Origin of the sequence: Pseudomonas sp. NPDC008258 (assembly GCF_042956345.1) — a bacterium.
Lineage (GTDB): Bacteria > Pseudomonadota > Gammaproteobacteria > Pseudomonadales > Pseudomonadaceae > Aquipseudomonas.
This window is the reverse complement of sequence record NZ_JBIBGE010000028.1, coordinates 70,016-88,560: the sequence shown is the minus strand read 5'-3', so window position 1 is coordinate 88,560 and position 18,545 is coordinate 70,016. Positions and strand designations below refer to the sequence as shown.

Here is an 18,545-nt window from a genome sequence, read left to right as displayed (position 1 = left end):
AGCTCAAGAGCAGGGTTGTGCGCAGCAGCATCGCCGGGGTGCGCGCAGGGCTGCCTAGTGAGGTTTGCGGTGCGAGCGGCGGCAGCGTTCTGAGCAGTAGCGTACGTGTTCCCAGCAGTTGGCCCACCGCTTGCGCCAGCTAAACGGCAAACCGCACGCTGCGCAGACCTTGCTGGGTAGAAACGGCTTCTTCATGGAAGACGACGGAAGAACAGGGTTATCTGCCCAATTTCCACGCCTAGCTTGCTCATGCTTGAGCGATTGATGAGGGTGTCTTCGTCCATCCGGTACATCCAGTCATCCAGGTCCACTTCCCAGTGGCGGCCGTCAACGGGTAGATCCAGGCGGTAGCGCCAGCGCAACGTATTACCGGCTACCTCACCGCTGGCCTCGCCGATCACGTCAGCCGCAGTGCCACGCCAGCGCCCGGGGCCGTTCGGGGTGAGCGTCCAGGTTCGCTGTTGTCGCGTACCGTCGCTATACACAAAGTGCTCGTCAAGGATCAGGCGTTCACCCTCCAGGCGGCTGCCGATACGTACATGGAAACGTTTGACGACTTCCCCCGAGCGCTTCTGGAACATGCCCCAGGCCTGAACCGGCCGCGAGAAGAACTCCACCAGGTCCAGCGGTGGCTGCTCATGGGCGTAATGCTCAACGCCAACCTTTGCGCAGCCGGCCAGCAGCAGGCAGCCGATCAACAGCACAAGTTTGTGCATGTTTCAGTCTCCTCGATTGCTCCCGGCCAGCCCAAGCAGCCGCTGGCGCAACTGTGGGTCGCGGGCCCGCGGGTCAAGCCAGATGGCGAAGAATGCGCGGGCGAAGGCGGGGTCGTTCACCTCGGCGCCAGGTTGGCCATCGACGTAGAAGCGGCAGCCTTTGCCAGGTAGGTAAAGGCCGCTGATGCGCATGCCGGGGCGCACATCCACAAAAGCTTCGCGCATGGCTTGGGACCAACGATTCAGGGTATCCGTCGCCAGTGGGCGATCAGCCAGCCGCTGCATTTCATCAAGGCTGGCCTGTACCAATGTGTCTCTGGACAGCGACCGGTGATAAATCAACTCAAGGGCGAAGGGCTCGTCCCAGTTCCATGCGGAACCGCTGTGCCAAAGTTGTGCGGTATACAGGCGCAAGCCAAACCAGGTGAATTCGCCGCTACCGGCCATGCGTGCTGGTGCCAGCGATTGCCGCCAGTCGGCGCATGCAGGCTGCGCCATTATGATCAGAATGGCCAAGGTGTACAGGCTGAGCGCCGAGCTTCTGCTTGCCATGTGTGTGACACCGGAAAACAAAATGCTGTACAAATATAGTTTGCTGTACAAGTTTTGCGCAAGTGAAGCTTATGTCGAGTGTTGGCAGGGTTGTCGGGCCAGAAGAGCCGGGGCTGGCCCCGGCCCACGGCCTCAGAGCAGGATATAGTCGCTGAACTGGCGGACACCCGCATGCTCGCCTTCAACCAGATGCACATAGCGCCCTGCCACCAGGTCCACCGGCAGGCAATCGTCGACATCGAGTACGGCGTCGGTGTGCGGCTTCAGCCAGTCTGCCGCCATGCGTTTGTCATAGCAGCCAAGGAAAGGCCGCGCCAGGCAGGCCGGGGTCCTTCAGGATCGATGCACTGCTGGCGATGTCCGGGGCCAGCCAACGGTCCTGGGAATAGGCCGGGACCCGTTCACGCAACAACTGCCAGGCAACGCGGGTGCCCGCGCCAAAGCGCTGCTCCTTGAGAAATTCGAATGCCTGAGCCGCCAACAGGTATTCGATGGCAAGGATCTGCGTACAGTTCTCCAGCGCGCGGTGCAGCTTCAACCCGGCGTTGGTGCCCATGCTCAGGTGATCCTCCTGCAGGCCAGAGGTGACGTAGTTGTCGATGACTGCCGGCTGCGCCAGCTGACGGTTTTCTGCACACAGTGAAGCGGCGACGTACTGGACAATCATCATGCCCGAATTCACTCCCGGCTGGCTGACCAGGAAGGCCGGCAAGCCGCTGACCAACGGGTTGATCAGGCGATCGAGTCGGCGCTCGGCAATCGCCCCGATTTCGGCCACCGCGATTGCCAGCAGGTCGGCCGCCATGGCCACCGACTGGCCGTGCGGATTCGCCTGGGACACCACCCGATATGACTCAGGTGTACCCAGCAGCATCGGGTTGTCGGTCGTGGAGTTGAGTTCGGTTTCGATCTGTCGCGCAGCGTGATCCAGCTGATCGCGCGCGGCGCCATGAACCTGCGGAATCGAGCGAATGCTCAAGGCGTCCTGGGTGCGGATACCCTGGCTACTGGCAATGACTTCGCTGCCGTCGAGCAGGCGGCGCAAGTTACTGCCCACGCGCTGCATGCCGGGGTGCGGTTTCATTGCGATGATTTCAGGGTCGAAGGCATCGAGTTGACCGCGCTGGGCCTCGAAGCTCATGGCGCCGATAACGTCTGCCCACTGGCTCAAACGCGTGGCGTCGTCCAAAGACAGGCAACTCAGGCCCGTCATGCAAGGGGTGCCGTTGACCAGGCACAGGCCATCCTTTGCGCCCAGTTTGACCGGCGCCAGGCCGACCTCGGTCAAGGCTTGCAGCGCCGGCACGACCTGGCCGCGATAGCTGACCTGGCCGACGCCCAGCAAGCTGATGCTGATATGTGCCATGTGGGTCAGGTACCCCACAGACCCCTGTTTCGGTACCTGCGGGGTGATGTGCTGGTTGAGCAGGCTCAGCAGCGCCTCGACCACCTTGCGCTGAAGGCCGGAGCGGCCCTGGCTGAAGTTGATGATCGCCGCACACATTATCGCCCGGGTCTGTTCGTCCGACAGCGCCGGGCCTACGCCACAGGCATGGCTGAGCAGGGTGTTACGCGACAGCTGGCTGAGTTGTTCGTCCTGCAAGGAGACATTGCACAAGGCGCCAAGCCCGGTGTTGACGCCGTAGGCGCGTTCACCGCTGGCAACGATGCGCTGGACGATCGCCTGGGCGTTCTCGATACGCGCCCAGGCCGACGGGGCCAGCTCAAGCTTCGCCCCGTGTCGGGCCACTGCCACCACGTCCTGCCAGCGTACTGGCGCCTCGGCGATGATGATCTTTTCGGCAAGTGACATACACGTGGTTCCTTAAAGCGAAGCTACACGGCGCTGCACGAAACGATCTACGTAGTCGTCCGCAGGCTGGTGGAGGATTTCCTTCGGGGTGCCGACCTGGATCAGGCGGCCGTCCTTGAGAATGGCAATCCGGTTGCCGATGCGCACCGCTTCATCCAGGTCGTGAGTGATGAAGACAATGGTCTTGTGCAGGGTCTTTTGCAGTTCCAGCAACTGGTCCTGCATTTCGGCGCGGATGAGCGGGTCGAGCGCACTGAAGGCCTCGTCCATCAGGATGATGTCGGTGTCGGCGGCCAAGGCCCGGGCCAGGCCGACACGCTGACGCATGCCGCCTGATAACTGGTGCGGGTAGGATTTTTCGTAACCCTTGAGGCCCACGGTGTTGATCCAGTGCAGGGCACGCTCGGCGCACAAAGCCTTGCCCTCGCCACGGACTTTCAGGCCGTAGGCAACGTTGTCCAGCACGGTGCGGTGTGGCAACAGGCCGAAGCTCTGGAACACCATGCTGATTTTGTGGCGGCGAAATTCCCGCAGGGCTTGCATGTCGTATTGCAGGATGTCCTCGCCATCCACCAGGATCTCACCGCTGGTCGGGTCGATCAGGCGGTTGAAGTGACGCACCAGGGTCGATTTGCCCGAGCCCGACAGCCCCATGATCACAAAGATTTCGCCGCTGCCGATGGACAACGACAAGTCGTTGACCCCGACTACGCAGCCGGTTTCGGCCAGGACCTGATCTTTGCTTTTGTTCTGGCGGATCAGTTTCAGGGCTTCTTCGGCGCGAGCACCGAAAATCTTGAACACATGTTTGACTTCGATCTTGTTCATTGTTTGTTTGGCGCTCATTTGCCCACCCCATGCCGTGGCCGGCCATAGGCCTGGGTAATGCGGTCGATCACAACCGCCAGAATCACAATGGCCAGGCCCGCTTCAAGGCCGCGGCCCACGTTCAGGGTCTGGATGCCGACCAGCACGTCCTCACCCAGCCCACGGGCACCGATCATCGATGCAATGACCACCATCGACAGGGCCATCATGGTGGTCTGGTTGATACCGGCCATGATGCTCGGCAACGCCAGTGGCAGTTGCACGCCGAACAGTTGTTGCATGCGATTGGCACCGAACGCATTGATTGCCTCCATCACTTCGCCGTCCACCTGGCGAATGCCCAGGTCGGTAAGGCGAATCAGCGGCGGGGCGGCGTAGATGACGGTGGCAAAGATCGCCGGCACCTTGCCCAGGCCGAACAGCATCAAAACCGGAATCAGGTACACGAAGCTGGGCATGGTTTGCATGATGTCGAGTAGCGGCATCAACACCGCCCGCAGGCGATCGTTGCGCGCCGAGAGGATACCCAGCGGAATACCGACCAACACCGATATCAGCGTTGCTACCAGCATCAGCGCCAGGGTCTGCATCAGCTTGTCCCAGAGCCCGACCGCACCGACCAGAAAGAGCAAGCCGACGATCACGGCAGTGGGCACAACCCTGCGCGTGGCGTGCCAGGCAATACCCGCGACAATGGCCAGCATCAGCCACCAGGGTGTTGCGCGCAGCAGGCCTTCGAGGTTGACAATGGCCCAGAGCAGGGTGTCGGAGATGTGCCGGAACACATCACCGTAGTTGGTGACCAGCGCATCGACCCAGCCATTGACCCAGTCGGCAATGGAAAACGTGAAGTTCTTGGGAAACATGGAATTCTCTCAAGCAAGTGCATGAAGCGGACTGCTGCATGGCGTGCCCGACACGCGCCGGACCCGCTCACACCCTCAGAGTGCCGCGTCTACCTTTTTGGCTGCGTCTACGCTGACCCAGCTGTGCCAGACTTCGGGGTGTTCCTTGAGGAACAGTTTGGCCAACTCAGGCGACTCGATACGCTCCTTGCTCATGCGCCCCAGGTTCTGGTTCAGCAGGTCGATCGGCAGGTTGACCTTTTCCAGCACTGCCACCAGCTCCGGCGCCTGCTCGTGGAAGGCCTTCGACACACCCACCTGAATGGTCACCGATTTATCCACGCCTGGTTCGTCCAGCTTGACCAGGTCGGCCTGGCCCATCAGCGGCGTCGGCGACCAGTAGTAGAACAGGATCGGCTCGCCACGCCTGTAGCTCGACAGTACGGCGGCATCCAGTGCCGGGCCGGTGCCCGGGCGGAAGTTGGTATAGGTGCTTTCCAGGCCGTAGCGCTTGAGCATCTCGCTGTTGTCCAGCTCGCAGGTCCAGCCGGCCGGGCAATTGTAGAAGCGCCCTTTATCTGGTTCTTCAGGGTCCCTGAATACCTGGGCGTATTGCCCCAGGTCGGCGATGGCCTTGAGGTTCGGTGCCTTGGCTTCGAGTTTGCGCTTGGCATCGCCTTCGATCACATAACGCGGCACATACCAACCTTCGGCCGCACCAACGACTGGCGAACCGATGCCAACGACCTTGCCGGCAGCCGCCGCCTTGTTCCAGACCTCGCTGCGCCCCACCCATTCCTCGGCAAACACCTGAATGTCGTTGCTGCTCAGAGCGTTTTCCATGGAGATGGAGTTACCTGGCAGGCTGTCGGTTTCGCAGCCATAGCCATTTTTCAGCACGAACTGCATCACGTCAGTAAGCAGCATCCCGCTTTCCCAGTTCAAACCGGCGAACTTCACCGGTTTACCCGACTCGCACCACCCGGCGGCCTGGCTGGCACCAGCGGATGCCAGCAGCCCGAAAGAAAGCGTTGTGGCAAGTAGAGCTTTTGTAATTGTCATTGTGACGCTCCCGAACAAGAACCTGTGCACGGGAGAAATATTTCACAACCTCAAAAAAGGAAGAAATAATAAGTCCTGATGCATCACAACGGAAAAACCTATGAAGTTCACACTGCGGCAATTGCGCTATGCACTCGCAGCGGCCAAGCACGGAAACCTGACGACGGCCGCCATGGAGCTTCATGTTTCGCAACCCTCCATCTCGGCGGCCATTACGGAACTCGAGGAAGTGCTGGGTCAGTCCATCTTCATACGCCAACGGGGCCTCGGCATATCGCTGACCCCATTCGGTCGAACCGTCATGGTCCAGGCACGTCGTGTACTGGCTGAGGCTCAGACCTTTGCCGAGATCAATGCCACTGCCGGCGAGTGTGTCGGAGAACTGGTGGTCGGCTGCTTTGAAGACCTGGCGCCCTATTGCCTGCCGCAAATCGTGCGACGGATGCAGCAGTCCTGCCCGAGGGTCACGGTCGACATGCGCGATGGCAGCTTCGATTTTGTTGGCAAGCGGCTGAGTGAAGGGGCGATTGAGTTGGCGATCACCTACGACCTGGGGTTGCCACCGAACACGCAAACCACTCCGCTGTGCCAACTGACTGCTCAGGTACTGCTGGCGGCCGATCACCCGCTGGCCAATGAACCGCGTGTCAGTCTCAAGGCACTGGCCGACTACACGCTGGTCGTTACCGATCAGGCGCAAAGTTGGCAGCATGTGCTGGATCTGTTCAGCTTTTACGACCTTACACCCTCCGTGGTGCACCGGGTGCGCACCTTCGAGTTGCAGCGCAGCCTCGTCGCCAACGGGTTTGGCGTGGCGCTGATCTACACCCGGCCGTTTGGCGATCGTAGTTATGATGGTCAAGCGCTGGTATGTCGGCCGACTCAGGAAAAATTGCCAACGCATAGCATTGTACTGGCGCACGATCAGCGCTACCCGCTGACGCCTTCGGCTGAGGCGTTCAAGGAGCTTGCGGTGGCATGGTTTGCGGAACGACCGTCGTTTGCATCCGAATGAACGACGGGTGGGACGATGCGGCTTGCACGATCCATCTGGCAGTCCGATGCAGCAACCTTGCAGTGGTTGCAGTCCTAGGCTTTAACCGCCTACGGAAAACGCTGCCATGCCCATCAAGATCGAACAAGCGCAAGCCGGCGAAGCGCGCCGCACAGGCAGGGAACGTGACCAGGCCGGAACCTGCCCATGGACATGATCTGGCAAACCATCCAGGCCGAATTCGCCGATATCGGCGATGAACGCGAGATCGTGCGAATACTGGTACGGCTGTTGATGGCTGCCGTACTGGGCGCGGTGCTGGGGTTCGAGCGCGAGCACAAGGGCAAATCCGCCGGGGTGCGCACGCACATGCTGGTTTCGCTGGGGGCGGCGCTGTTCGTGCTGGCACCGAGTATGGCAGGTGCCGATGCGCAGGCGCTCAGCCGGGTGATTCAGGGCATCGTTGCCGGTATCGGCTTTCTGGGGGCGGGCACCATACTCAAAGGCAATGGCCAGGACACCAGCCATGTCAAAGGCCTCACCACCGCCGCTGGGCTATGGATGACGGCGGCCATCGGTACGGCGGCGGGGATGGGGCGAGAAGCCACGGCGCTGGTCAGCACGGTGCTGGCGCTGTTGGTGCTGGGCACCATGCCCTTGCTGGTGGACAAGGTCGAAGGGCAGGACGAAGAGAAACAGAAGGAGGAGGAGGGCAGGAAGCACTGAGGGGCGTGGGTCGCCCCCCGGTCAGCCTGTCGGCACTGGTCAGACCGACGTTGAGCCATTCAGGCGCTCGATCGCGTCAATCAGGTCGTCATAACCCACGGGCTTGTTCAAGTGGCGGTCAAAGCCGGACTGTCGAGACTTGTATTGGTCAGCGCTTGCCCCGTAGCCAGTCAAGGCGATGGCTGGGATGTAGCGCAGATGTTCCAGGCCACGCAGCGCCCGGATCAGCGCATGGCCATCCATGCCAGGCATGCCGATGTCGGAAATGATCACGTCGTAACGCGCATCTGCCGCCGATTGCAGCGCCAGTTTCGGGTCGCTGTAGGCGTCCACGTCGGCATCCTCCATCAACAGCAACTGTTCCATCACTTCCAGCACATCCAGCGAGTCATCCACCAACAGTATGCGAACCCCTTTCAGCCGGCCTTCTGATGGCAGCGCTTCGCCCTGAACCTGGGGTTGCTGGGTGTACACACACAACGGCAATGTGATGATGAACGTACAACCCAGGCCTATTCCGGGAGACTCTACGCTGACCGCCCCGCCATGGGCTTCTACCAGTTGCCGGACCAGGGAAAGGCCAATACCCAGCCCCTCACGGCCATGCCCGGTCGGTGCAGCCTGGTTGAACAACTCGAAAATATCTTCCAGGGAGTTTTCGGCGAGGCCTATGCCCTGATCGATGACTTCAAGTCGTGCCTGCTCATCCTGCCGGGCAAGTTTCAACTGGATTTCGCCATCGGCAGGGCTGAACTTCAGTGCGTTGTTCAACAGGTTCCAGATAATCTGCTCGGCACGTGTGCTGTCGGCCTCCACAAAGACCGGCGTACCATCGGCCGGCAGCGTCAGCCGAACACTGCGGCCGCGCTGCTCATTGCAGGCTACAGCACAGATACCTTGCAGCATGGCAGACAAGTCGACAGGCTGGGTCTTGAGCTTGAGCTTGCCCGTGCGGATGCGCGCCACATCAAGCAAGTCATCGATGATCCGCGCCTGGCTTGTGACCGCTTCGCGAATGACGTTGACTGCCTTGCTCGCCATGCCGGTGCTGCTGACCGACGGGATGCGTCGCAAGATGTCGGCATTGAGCTGGATCAGGTTAAGCGGGTGCTTGAGTTCGTGCGACATCACCGCGAAGAACTCGTCCTTCATATGGCTGGAGCTCTGCGACTCGGCCAGGCGCTTGCTTTGTTCGTCCTGCAGGCGCTTGTGGCCGGTCAGGTCACGGGCGATCTTCACGTAACCGCGCAAACTGCTGCCCTTGAGGCGGGAGACTTCGCCACTGCAATAGAACCGGCTGCCGTCCTTGCGCACATGCCAGCGTTCGTCCTGGCCGCGGCCATGCAGGCGGGCGGCGCGCAGTTCACGTTCCGGTTGGCCCTCTTCGCGGTCCTGCTCGGTAAAGATCAGCGCATAGTGCTGGCCCAGCACTTCATCCTTGGCGTAGCCGAATATCAGCGCAGCGCCAGTGTTCCAGTCGATGATCAGGCCTTGTTCGTCAAGCAGGATGATGGCGAAGTCATGAGTGCTCTCCGCGACCAGGCGCATGCGTTCTTCACCCTGGCGTAGGCGCTCTTCGGCTGCGCGGCTTTTGGTGATGTCAATGAACGTGAGCACGGTGCCATCGACATTCTGCTCGCTGGCCCGATATGGCAGCAGGCGCGCCAGGTACCAGTGCTGGTCCTGGCCGATGACTTCGCGCTCGAGCGTGGTTTCGCGCTCGATCACCGCGCGCGCATCGTCCGCCAGCCCCGGATATTCCAGGCGATGGGTGATGTCGAGCAGCGAGCGGCCGGTGTCGACCGGCAGTATGCTGAAAATGGCGGTGGCCCCGGGGGTGAACCAGCGAATGTGCAACTGGCGGTCGACGAAAACGGTGGCGATCTGGGTGGAGGCGATCAGGTTGCTCAGGTAGTCGTTGATCTTGTCGGTTTCATCGACCTTGGTCTTGAGCTCGTAGTTGACCGTAAGCAATTCTTCGTTGATGGATTGCAGCTCTTCCTTGCTGGTTTCCAGCTCCTCGCTGGCCAGGCGCAGCTCCTCGTTGATCGCCTGCATTTCTTCGTTAGAGGCCATCAGCTCCTGGCTGGAGATATCCGACTGCTCGATGGTTTCCTGCAACTGCTGGCGGGTACGCTGGAGTTCGCGCTCCAGGGTACTCAACACCATGCCTTCGGTTTGCTGGATGGCAGGCGGGTTATGGGGATCAGCTTCGCGAACCTGGAATACCACCAGCAGGCATTCGCTGCCACTGGGTTCGTCCTGGTGGGGCTGTACCTGTACCTGGATTTCGACGCGCTGATCGTCGACCGTGGTGATCACTGCGCCCGAGCTGACCGGCTGGCCGGTGTTCTGAGCCTGCAACAAGGTACTGCGCAGGGCAGGGCGCAGCGGCGCGAGTACCAGGTTCAGCAGGCTGGGGCTGACTTCGCCACCGGCGTGGCGCAGGAAGCGGCCCACGCCTTCGCTCATGTGCAGGATGTTGCCATCAGCATCGACGATCAGGCTGGGCGGTGTGCGCCTGGACAAGGCACGGTGGTGGATTTCAGCGTAGGACAACTTGCGCAGGGGCTTGGGTTTGGCGCGTACTGCTTGCGTGTCGGGCGTGTGAAGCCGCCCCGGGCGGCGCGCCGGCTCCACTTCCCTGGCGCGGAAGATGCGATGGCGCTTGTCCACGGCAATAAACAGGTCGGTAGCCACGTCTGCCGATTCCGAACTGCCCAGGAACAAGTAACCCCCTTTGCGCAGGGCAAAGTGGAACAGGCGCAATATTTCCCGTTGCACTTCCCGGTCCAGGTAGATGAGCAGGTTACGGCATACCACCAGGTCCAGCTGAGAGAACGGTGGATCCGACAGCAGGTTGTGCCGGGCGAACAGGACTTTTTCGCGAATGTCCTTGCGTACCCGATAGTGCTGGTCCTCCTTGATGAAGAACTGACGCAACCTGGCCGTGGGTACATCGGTGGCGATGGCATCGGGATAAAGGCCGAGCCGGCCGATATTGATCGCACGCTCGTCGAGGTCGGTGGCGAACACCTGAACCTTGGCACTGCGCTGCGCCATTGCCAGCTGCTCAGTCGCCATCATCGCAAGGCTGTAAGCTTCCTCTCCGGAGGAGCAACCGGCCGACCAGATGCGTATCTCGCGCTGCTGGTCCTCGCTGTCGTCGATGGCCAGCCCCGGCATGACCTGTTGTTGCAATGCTTCGAAGGCATCCCGGTCGCGGAAAAAGTTGGTGACCCCGATCAGCATGTCAGCCAGCAATGCACGGCATTCCTCAGGGTGCCGCTCAAGGTATTCACGGTAGCCGGCCAGGTCAGTCTGCGCGGTGACATGCAGGCGCCGCTCAAGCCGGCGTAGCACGGTAGCGCGCTTGTAGTGCTGGAAGTCGTGGCCGGTACTGGCATGAAGGCGGACGAGGATGTCGTCGAGCAGTGGGTCGCAGTGGGCTGGGTCGCCTGAGCGTTCGCCCAGAGGCGGCGGCAGGCTGTCATCTTCTATTTCCGGCAGTTTCACCTTTTGTGCCGTGCGCCACAGGTCCACAAGCTTGCCCGGTATTTCGGCCACCGGCAGAATCAGGTCCACCATACCGGTGGCAATGGCGGCCCTTGGCATATCGGGGTACTGGGCGTCATCGGGCGACTGCACCAGGGTCAGGCCACCTTGTTCCTTGATACGCGACAGGCCCACCGCGCCATCGCTGCCGCTGCCCGAAAGGATCACGCAGAACGCATGGTCCTTGTGCACGTCCGCCAGGTCGCGGAAGAACAGGTCAATGGCGACGTGGTCACCGCGGCTGCGCCTGGCCGGGCTGACCCGCAGGTAGCCGTCATTGGTGGACAGGCGGTTGGCCGGCGAGATCACATACACGTGGTTACGCTCGATCGGTACCGGCTCGCTCACCTGGCACACCGGCATGCGCGTGACGCGCTGGATCAGGCGGTCGGCCTGGCTCTGGTGGTCCGGTGACAAGTGCAGCACCACCACGAAGGCCATGCCGGCATCCGCAGGGGCGTGCTGGAAAAATGCCTGCACGGCCTCCAGCCCGCCGGCCGATGCACCGATGCCCACCACCGGGAAGTCCAGGTGGCTGGGGCTGAGTGCAGGGTTGTGCGGCGAGGCGAGGGAAGTCTTGCTGGACGATTTCATTGGCACGAGCCTTGTGCGAACCGGAAGTGAGCTTTGGCACCGATTATAGGCCCGACACCCTTCAGCCGACGAGCGGGGTTCACGTTAGGACAGCCCTCGCCGGCCAAAGTGCCGCTATTTTTCCCGCTGCCCTGAAGGCCTGCCCGGGATATCCGGATAAACCTTCGCGGCGCCGCGTAGTCAGTTTCAATAAGGGCCTGGATATCCCTGGGCCCGGGAGGTGGCTGATGAAATTCTTCTGCCTGCTGCGTGGCTGCCAATGGCGCAGCCTGCTGGTGAGTGAAGTCGCCGGGCTTCACTGCCAGTGTTGCGAACGCTGTGGCGCGCTGCGCTATAGCCAGCCCGGCCAACCCTTCAATGCGTAGGAGCGGACCATGGCCCGGTCAATCTGGAAAGGCGCAATCAGCTTCGGCTTGGTGCACATCCCTGTCTCGCTGAATACCGCCGTGCGCAGCGAGCGTGTGGATTTCGACTGGCTGGACAAGCGCACCATGGACCCGGTTGGCTACAAGCGTGTGAACAAGGTAACCGGCAAGGAAATCGACAAGGAGCACATCGTCAAGGGTGTGGAGTACGAGAAGGGCCGCTACGTGGTGATCAGCGAGGAAGAAATCCGCAAGGCCAGGCCCGAGGCCACCCAGACCATCGATATCTTCTCGTTTGTCGACGCTGGCGACATTCCGCTGCAACAGTTTGACACCCCCTACTACCTGAGCCCCGACCGTCGTGGCGGCAAAGTCTACGCCTTGCTGCGCGAGACCCTGCACAGCACCGGCAAGGTGGCCCTGGCTACCGTGGTGCTGCACACCCGCCAGCACCTGGCCCTGCTGCGCCCACTGGAGGATGCGCTGGTGTTGATCACCCTGCGCTGGCCGGAAGAAGTGCGTGGGCTGGATACGCTGGAACTGGACAAGAGCGTGACCGACAGCAAGGTCGACAAGCGTGAACTGGAGATGGCCCGGCGCCTGGTGGAGGACATGAGCGGGCAATGGGCGCCCGATGACTACCGTGATGCGTTTCGCCAGACCATCCTCGACCTGGTGGAGGAGAAAGCCAGCAAAGGCAAGATCGAAACCGTGGACAAAGGCGAGGGCGCGACGGCGGAGAAGGGCGCCGACATCATCGACCTTACCGAGTTGCTCAAGCGTAGCCTCGGCGGCAAGCCCAAGGCGAAAAAACCGGTGGCCAAGCGTTCACGCAAGGCTTCATGAGTTACCCAAGCTCCCCCTCAAGCCCCTTGAGATAGTCGCCGAAGCCGTGGCGCGCGCGGCTGTCCACCCGGCTGCTGGTGGCCACGCTGTGCGCCGCGGTCCACACGATCTGTGCGCCGCTGGCTTCGAGGGCCAACACCAGTTGCACATCTTCGTGCGCCGGTACTGGCTGGAACCCGCCGACGCGCTCATAGGCCTTTGCGCACACCCCGAGGTTGGCGCCATGGATGTGCCGGTGCCCATCCTTGGGCTGGTAACGGCTGCGGTACAACTGGCGCAACGCGGCGTTTTGCCAAGGCTGCCAGCGCTCGATGTGCACCGTGCCGCAGACCGCATCGGCGTGCCATTGCAGCTGCGACACCAGCCAGTGCCCGGGCACGCGGCTGTCGGCGTCGGTGAAGGCCAGCCACTGGGCACCGCGCTCGATCATCCACGCCGCACCCAGGCGCCTGGCGATACCTACGTTACCGGCCTCCAGCTCCAGGGTATGCACGCGATGGCGGCGGGCGATGCGCGCGCTGGCGTCTACACAGCGATCCAGCACCACCAGTACCTCGACTGCCAAGCCCGTCGCCTCGGCTTGCGCCACGGCCTGCTTGACGGCCGCCAGGCAGTGCCCAAGCCGCCGGGCTTCGTTGTGGGCGGGGATGATGACGGCGATCATGGGCAGGTCTCGTCGAGGTCAACGACGCTGGGCTGACACGACCAGTATTCGAGCAAAAAGTCCGCCTCTTCGTGGCGCAGCACTGGGTAGAGTGGCAGATGCCGGGCTAGCAGGGCGTGCACCTCGCGGCCATCCTGCGGGCAGCTGGCGATGGGGTGGCGCCAGTGGCAGGCCAGCAGACCTCCGTCATCTGCCAGGCTGGCCGCTGATTGCTCGATGACCTGCAGCCAGTCGGTGGCGTCAAGGTAGTAGCCGATTTCGCTGAGCACGATCAGGTCGAACTGACCGCCCGGCCAGTCGCCCGGCAGGTGGCCCTGTTCGACATGGGCGTGGCCCACGCCCGCAAGCCGCTGGCGGGCCAGGGCCACGGCCGTTGCGTCGATGTCCTGGCACAACAGGCTGGCGCAGCGCTCGGCCAGCAGCGCGCTCAGCTCGCCGTTGGCGCAGGCGGGCTCGAAGACGCGCTCATAGCATTGCCGCGGCAGACTGGCCAGCGTCAGCTCGCGCTTGCGCCGTTCGTACCAGCGGGTACGAAAGGCCCAGGGGTCATCGTTGCCGGCATACAAGTCGGCGAAATACTGTGCGCCCAGGCTCATGTTGCCTCCGTTGACAGGAAAATCAGCTCGAACGGTTGCAACAGGCAAGCCTGCAACTGCTCTGGAACTACCGGCGCACGATCACCATCGGGCTGCAACTGGCTGGCATGAGCGGCGAGGGCTTGGCGTTTGAGCGCCAGATGCGCATCGCACAGTTGCAGGCGGCGGGCTCGGGGCCAAGGCAGGCGCGGGTCGTCGGGGCTTGCCCAGTGCCAGGCCCAGACCGGTACCTCCGCCAGTTGTGCCCGGCAGGCCTGTGCTGCCTGGGCACAGGCGCGACCCGCTGCCTCGTGGTCGCAATGGCCGTCACCGCGCCATGTGGTCAGCAGCAGGTCGCCAGGTTTGAGCAACTGATTGAGGTGGTTGACCAGGAAGGCTTCATCATGGGGCAGCGCGCCATCCTTGAGGTTGAGTCGTCGCCAGTCGAGGCGATTGAGGTCCAGGCCAAGCAGCTGCAGGGCATGGCGGCTTTCCAGCGGGCGCTGATGACGCAGGCGGCGCTCGGGCCATTGCGAGGAATGCGGGTGGCTACCCTCGCCATTGGTTGCAGAAACAAGCAGCACGTCCTGTTCTCGCCCCTGGAAACTGGCCAGTAGCCCGCCAGCCATGAGAATCTCGTCGTCCGGGTGCGGCGCCAGCAGTACCAGGCGCCTTCCAGGCGGGCACAACTGCTCAGGCAGCGTCCAGCTGGCGCGGGCCAGTTGAGCAGAATGCTGCCAGGCGCTCCACGGCGTCCCTTGCGCAGCCTGTATCAGGTTCTGGCTCATAGTTGCCATGCTCCCGCCGGCATGCCGGCCAGTTGTCGGCCCAACTCGGCCAGGTCGCGTTCGGCGTGGCTCTGACGCAGGTACACCGGCAGGTCGGCACTGAGCCGGGCAAAATGGCTGCTGCGACAGAACGGTGTGGCGCCCAGCGCCCGGCCGACATGCTGTATGACCTGATCGACCGCCTGCTCGACCTGGGCGCGGGTGCGCTGCACCTCGAAGCTGGCGTCGGCCTGAGGGTGACGGTCGATCCAGGTGGCGCATTCGTGAAGGGCTGCGCGGGCTCCGTACAAGGCGGCATCGACTGCGCCCAGGTGCGCATCGGCGTGCGGGTCGCGCCGGGGCTTGCGGCAGTTTTCGCGCAGGTAGTCTGCCAATGCCTCGGCGGCGCCATACCAGCAAGCAGCGATGCCGGCGCCGCCGTGCCAGAAGCCCGGGCGCGAAAGGTACTGGCCGGGGCCACCGATGGCTAGCCCCGGCGAGTGATCGAATTCAATGGCGACACTGACACTGGCAGCCATGCCAACCGCCTGCCAGTGCTCGGCCTGAATGCGTTGGCTGGGGTGAGGCAACTCGATGGCCACCAGTTGAGGCTGGTCGTTTTCCCACGCGGTGAGCAGCGCACGGTTGATGTGCAGCGCACCAGAGCACCAGGCCTTGCGGCCTTGCAGGCATACGCGTTCACCGTCCCGTTCGACGATGTAGGCCCGCGCATCCGGCGGCTCGGCGCCCCACACGCCCCAGATGCCGTTGCCGGCATGCTGGGCGGCACCGCATTCGGCCAGGATCGCCAGTGCGTCGGTATGGCCTTCGTAGAGCTTGGCCAGGCTGAGATCGCAAGCGGCGACCCGCGCCAAGGCCCGCCAGCGCTCCAGGGTGCTGCCCTGGCCGGGCAACGGGAGTGTGTCGAGTTGTTCGCCCTTCAAGGCCTGCATCAGTTCCATGAGCGAAGTGTCCCGGTCGATGGCCTGCGAACGGTGAGTAAAACGGTGTAATAACGAATCGAATTGGGTCAATTCCATCATGCAATTCCCAACTGTTTGCGCATGCGCAGCGTGATCGACTGGCGGGTCTTGCCCATTGCGGCCCACGGGTCGTCGACCTGTGCAAGCCGTGCTTGAAGGTTGCCGATGTGCCACTGGTTGGCACCCTTGAGCTGGCTCAGTTCTTCACGCCAGATGGGTACCGAAACCGGCAGGCCCTCGCGGGCTCGTAGCGAGTAGGCGGCAACGGTGGTGGCGCCCTTGCCGTTACGCAGGTAGTCGATGAAGATGCGCCCGACCCGGTTCTTCGGCCCGGACACCGCGCTGAGGCGATCGGGGAACAGCCCGGCCATGTGCTTGACCAGCGCATGGCTGAAGTCCTTCACCTCGTCCCAGCCAGCGCGACGGGTCAACGGTACAACCAGGTGCATGCCCTTGCCGCCGCTGGTCTTGAGAAACACCTTCAGGCCCAGTTCGTCAAGCAAGGTCAGGGTCAGTTGGGTGGCCTCAAGCATGGCTTTCCAGGGCAATGCCGGGTCGGGGTCCAGGTCGAGGACAAAGCGGTCGGGCTTGTCGAAATCCTTGATGGTGGCATTCCAGGTGTGCAGTTCAAGCGTATTCATCTGCACCGCGCCCAGCAGGCTGTCTGCGCGGTTGAGCACCATGGCCGCCTGGCCGGCCTGGGCCTTGCTGTAGCTGAGCAGGTGAGGGATATGCAGCTGGTCGGCGTTTTTCTGGAAGAACAGCTCGCCGCCCAGGCCATCCGGTGCCCGCACCAGGGCGACAGGCCGATCCTTGAGCTGTGGCAGCAGCCAGTCGGCGACCTGAGCGTAGTACTGGGCAACTTGGCGTTTGGTGGTACCGGTGGTTGCGTCGACCACTCGGTCGGGGTGGGTCAGGCGCAGGGTGCCCGCGTCCTCGTGTGGTGTATGTGCTGCACGCTTGGCGGGCATTGCTCGCTCCAGGTCGATGGCGGTGGCGGGTTTGTCGTGGCGCAGGCCGTGGAACACCGCGTGGCGCACGATGCCTTCACGGGTCATCTGGGCATAGGCGACTTCTGCCAGCAGCTGTGGCTTGAGCCAATGCACCCCGCGGGCTTCAGCACCGGTGGGTGGCCTGGGCAAGGGCGGCCTGTCGGTTTGCAACCGCTTGAGGCGGGCGTGGATACTATCCAGAGTGGCAGCGCTGAACCCGGTGCCGACCTTGCCGGCGTAGCGCAGTTGGCCGCTGGCGTCATCGTGCAGGCCGAGCAGCAGGGCGCCGAAGCCGTTGCGGCTGCCTTTGGGGTCGGTGAAGCCCACAATCACGAATTCCTGGCGCTGCGTGCACTTGAGCTTGACCCAGTCGCTACTGCGCCGGCCAACATAGGGGCTGTCGGCACGCTTGCCGATCAGGCCTTCGAGCTGCAGCCGGCAGGCGCTGTCGAGAAGTGACGCGACGGGCTCTGCAAAATCGGCGGAATACCTGAGTACCTGCGATGCATTGCCCTCCAGCAGCCGGGCCAGGGTGGCGCGACGCTGTTGCAGCGGCAGGTCTCGCAGGTCTTCGCCACCCAGCCAGGGCAGGTCGAACAGGTAGTAGGCAATGCCCTCGTCTTGCTCGGTGTCGAAGGCATTCTGCAAGGCCTGAAAGCCCGCTACGCCGTTGTCGTCGACCACCACCATCTCGCCATCCAGCCACGCCGAGTCGAGGCCAAGGGCCTGGAGCGCCCCGACCTGTCGAGGCATTTTGGCGCTCCAGTCGTGGCCATTGCGGGTGAACAGGCGCACGTCTTCACCCTCGATGCGCGCCAGGATCCGGTAGCCATCGAACTTGACTTCATAGCGCCAGTCGCCGCTGGGTGGGGAATCTACCAGGGTAGCCAATTGCGGCTGGAGCAGGTTCGGCATGGCTTTGCCGCCGGCCTTGCGCTTGCGTGGGGAGGCGGTCGCCTTGGCGGGTCGCCGCGGCGGCAGGGTGCGCTCGCTCAGCACACTGTCTGGCAAGGCCTCGACGATGCTGTAGTCGGTTTCGCTGCGGGCCTGTGCGTCATGGGATTTGACCAGCATCCACTGTTCTTTCTTGCCAGCCAGGTGGGTGCGGAACAGGTTCCACACCCCCGAAAGCTTCTCGCCCTGCAGGCGAAACCGCAGCTTGCCCTTGGCATAGGCTTCGCGGGGGTCGCCTTCGGGCTCCCAGGCACCCCGGTCCCAGACGATCACGTCGCCTGAGCCGTAGTGCCCTTCGGGGATGCGCCCCTCAAAATCGGCGTAGTCCAGCGGGTGGTCCTCCACGTGCACGGCCAGGCGCCGGACCTTGGGGTCGAGCGAGGGGCCCTTGGGGATAGCCCAGCTTTTGAGCGTGCCATCGAGCTCCAGGCGAAAGTCGTAGTGCAGGTGACTGGCATCGTGTTTCTGGATGCAGTACCGCAGCGCATGAGCCGGGCTCGAGCGGGCGCGTTTACCGGCTGGCTCGGGGGTGGCGTCAAAGTCGCGCTTGCGCTGGTACTCCTGCAGGGGCTTGGCCATGGCGGGCTCCGGAAAGGTTTGCAGGTCTCAGGATTGGGAGGGGGCGGGGCAGCGAGGAGTTCAAAAAAGGCGAGGAGCGGGTGTTTGCCGAACCTCTGAATCATTTACCGCTGGCGAGAGTCGACCGGGTGAAGC

The 18,545-nt window shown here is 62.8% G+C and carries 17 protein-coding genes and 1 pseudogene; 4 read left to right on the top strand and 14 right to left on the bottom strand.

The features are described 5' to 3' along the window. Nucleotides 1-54 precede the first annotated feature (54 nt). The 8 genes and pseudogenes from ACFY9W_RS21375 to ACFY9W_RS21340 form a co-directional block, all read right to left on the bottom strand. Nucleotides 55-195 (bottom strand): DUF2256 domain-containing protein, encoded by a 141-nt coding sequence (locus ACFY9W_RS21375; protein ID WP_391134277.1) that lies wholly within the window; start codon nucleotides 193-195, stop codon nucleotides 55-57. After that, entirely contained in the window at nucleotides 192-716 is a 525-nt protein-coding gene (locus ACFY9W_RS21370) for a DUF3833 family protein (RefSeq protein ID WP_391134274.1), read from the bottom strand. Before ACFY9W_RS21370 ends, ACFY9W_RS21375 begins: the two co-directional genes overlap by 4 nt. A gap of 3 nt (nucleotides 717-719) precedes the next feature. Then, nucleotides 720-1,268 (bottom strand): chalcone isomerase family protein, encoded by a 549-nt coding sequence (locus ACFY9W_RS21365; RefSeq protein WP_391134271.1) that lies wholly within the window; start codon nucleotides 1,266-1,268, stop codon nucleotides 720-722. Nucleotides 1,269-1,400: 132 nt separating this feature from the next. Continuing rightward, nucleotides 1,401-1,556: pseudogene (locus tag ACFY9W_RS21360) on the bottom strand (DUF1543 domain-containing protein); the annotation flags it as partial. 1 nt (nucleotide 1,557) lies between these two features. Next, nucleotides 1,558-3,081 (bottom strand): histidine ammonia-lyase, encoded by a 1,524-nt coding sequence (hutH, locus tag ACFY9W_RS21355; RefSeq protein ID WP_391134268.1) that lies wholly within the window; start codon nucleotides 3,079-3,081, stop codon nucleotides 1,558-1,560. A gap of 12 nt (nucleotides 3,082-3,093) precedes the next feature. Then, nucleotides 3,094-3,927: a betaine/proline/choline family ABC transporter ATP-binding protein gene (locus ACFY9W_RS21350; protein ID WP_391134265.1), complete on the bottom strand. Its 834-nt coding sequence runs from the start codon at nucleotides 3,925-3,927 to the stop codon at nucleotides 3,094-3,096. Further along, a complete protein-coding gene (locus ACFY9W_RS21345; protein ID WP_391134262.1) occupies nucleotides 3,924-4,775 on the bottom strand; it encodes an ABC transporter permease subunit in 852 nt (283 codons plus the stop codon). Before ACFY9W_RS21345 ends, ACFY9W_RS21350 begins: the two co-directional genes overlap by 4 nt. Nucleotides 4,776-4,850: 75 nt before the next feature. After that, on the bottom strand, nucleotides 4,851-5,816 hold the full coding sequence (locus ACFY9W_RS21340) for a glycine betaine ABC transporter substrate-binding protein (protein WP_391134259.1): 966 nt from the start codon (nucleotides 5,814-5,816) through the stop codon (nucleotides 4,851-4,853). A 100-nt stretch (nucleotides 5,817-5,916) separates the two neighbouring features. On the opposite strand from ACFY9W_RS21340, the gene ACFY9W_RS21335 reads away from it, so the two are divergent. Together ACFY9W_RS21335 and ACFY9W_RS21330 are read left to right on the top strand one after the other, a co-directional pair. Continuing rightward, a complete protein-coding gene (locus tag ACFY9W_RS21335; protein ID WP_391134256.1) occupies nucleotides 5,917-6,831 on the top strand; it encodes a LysR substrate-binding domain-containing protein in 915 nt (304 codons plus the stop codon). A gap of 186 nt (nucleotides 6,832-7,017) precedes the next feature. After that, the gene (locus tag ACFY9W_RS21330) at nucleotides 7,018-7,536 is read left to right on the top strand and encodes an MgtC/SapB family protein (protein ID WP_391134253.1); all 519 of its coding nucleotides are present in this window, start codon (nucleotides 7,018-7,020) and stop codon (nucleotides 7,534-7,536) included. A 39-nt stretch (nucleotides 7,537-7,575) separates the two neighbouring features. On the opposite strand, the gene ACFY9W_RS21325 is transcribed toward ACFY9W_RS21330, so the two are convergent. Further along, nucleotides 7,576-11,685: a CheR family methyltransferase gene (locus tag ACFY9W_RS21325; protein WP_391134251.1), complete on the bottom strand. Its 4,110-nt coding sequence runs from the start codon at nucleotides 11,683-11,685 to the stop codon at nucleotides 7,576-7,578. 227 nt (nucleotides 11,686-11,912) lie between these two features. Between ACFY9W_RS21325 and ACFY9W_RS21320 the strand changes: the two genes are divergently transcribed. Continuing rightward, on the top strand, nucleotides 11,913-12,050 hold the full coding sequence (locus ACFY9W_RS21320) for a PSPA7_2676 family Cys-rich small protein (RefSeq protein ID WP_391134248.1): 138 nt from the start codon (nucleotides 11,913-11,915) through the stop codon (nucleotides 12,048-12,050). Nucleotides 12,051-12,059: 9 nt separating this feature from the next. After that, complete coding sequence (locus tag ACFY9W_RS21315; protein ID WP_391134245.1) at nucleotides 12,060-12,896, top strand: Ku protein; 837 nt, start codon at nucleotides 12,060-12,062, stop codon at nucleotides 12,894-12,896. Nucleotide 12,897: 1 nt separating this feature from the next. Here ACFY9W_RS21315 and ACFY9W_RS21310 read toward each other — a convergent pair whose 3' ends face one another. From ACFY9W_RS21310 to ligD, 5 genes are read right to left on the bottom strand one after another with little or no spacing between them, the layout of a single operon-like run. Next, nucleotides 12,898-13,560, bottom strand: a complete 663-nt coding sequence (locus ACFY9W_RS21310; RefSeq protein ID WP_391134242.1) for a glycosyltransferase — start codon at nucleotides 13,558-13,560, stop codon at nucleotides 12,898-12,900. Next, nucleotides 13,557-14,156: an SAM-dependent methyltransferase gene (locus tag ACFY9W_RS21305; RefSeq protein WP_391134239.1), complete on the bottom strand. Its 600-nt coding sequence runs from the start codon at nucleotides 14,154-14,156 to the stop codon at nucleotides 13,557-13,559. The genes ACFY9W_RS21310 and ACFY9W_RS21305 overlap by 4 nt, the downstream gene beginning before the upstream one ends. Continuing rightward, nucleotides 14,153-14,923 carry a PIG-L family deacetylase gene (locus tag ACFY9W_RS21300; protein ID WP_391134236.1) on the bottom strand — a complete coding sequence of 257 codons (771 nt, stop codon included), beginning with the start codon at nucleotides 14,921-14,923 and terminating at the stop codon, nucleotides 14,153-14,155. Before ACFY9W_RS21300 ends, ACFY9W_RS21305 begins: the two co-directional genes overlap by 4 nt. Continuing rightward, the gene (locus ACFY9W_RS21295; RefSeq protein WP_391134233.1) at nucleotides 14,920-15,945 is read right to left on the bottom strand and encodes an acyl-CoA dehydrogenase; all 1,026 of its coding nucleotides are present in this window, start codon (nucleotides 15,943-15,945) and stop codon (nucleotides 14,920-14,922) included. Before ACFY9W_RS21295 ends, ACFY9W_RS21300 begins: the two co-directional genes overlap by 4 nt. Then, the gene (gene ligD, locus ACFY9W_RS21290) at nucleotides 15,942-18,410 is read right to left on the bottom strand and encodes a DNA ligase D (protein WP_391134230.1); all 2,469 of its coding nucleotides are present in this window, start codon (nucleotides 18,408-18,410) and stop codon (nucleotides 15,942-15,944) included. The genes ACFY9W_RS21295 and ligD overlap by 4 nt, the downstream gene beginning before the upstream one ends. Nucleotides 18,411-18,545: the final 135 nt, after the last annotated feature.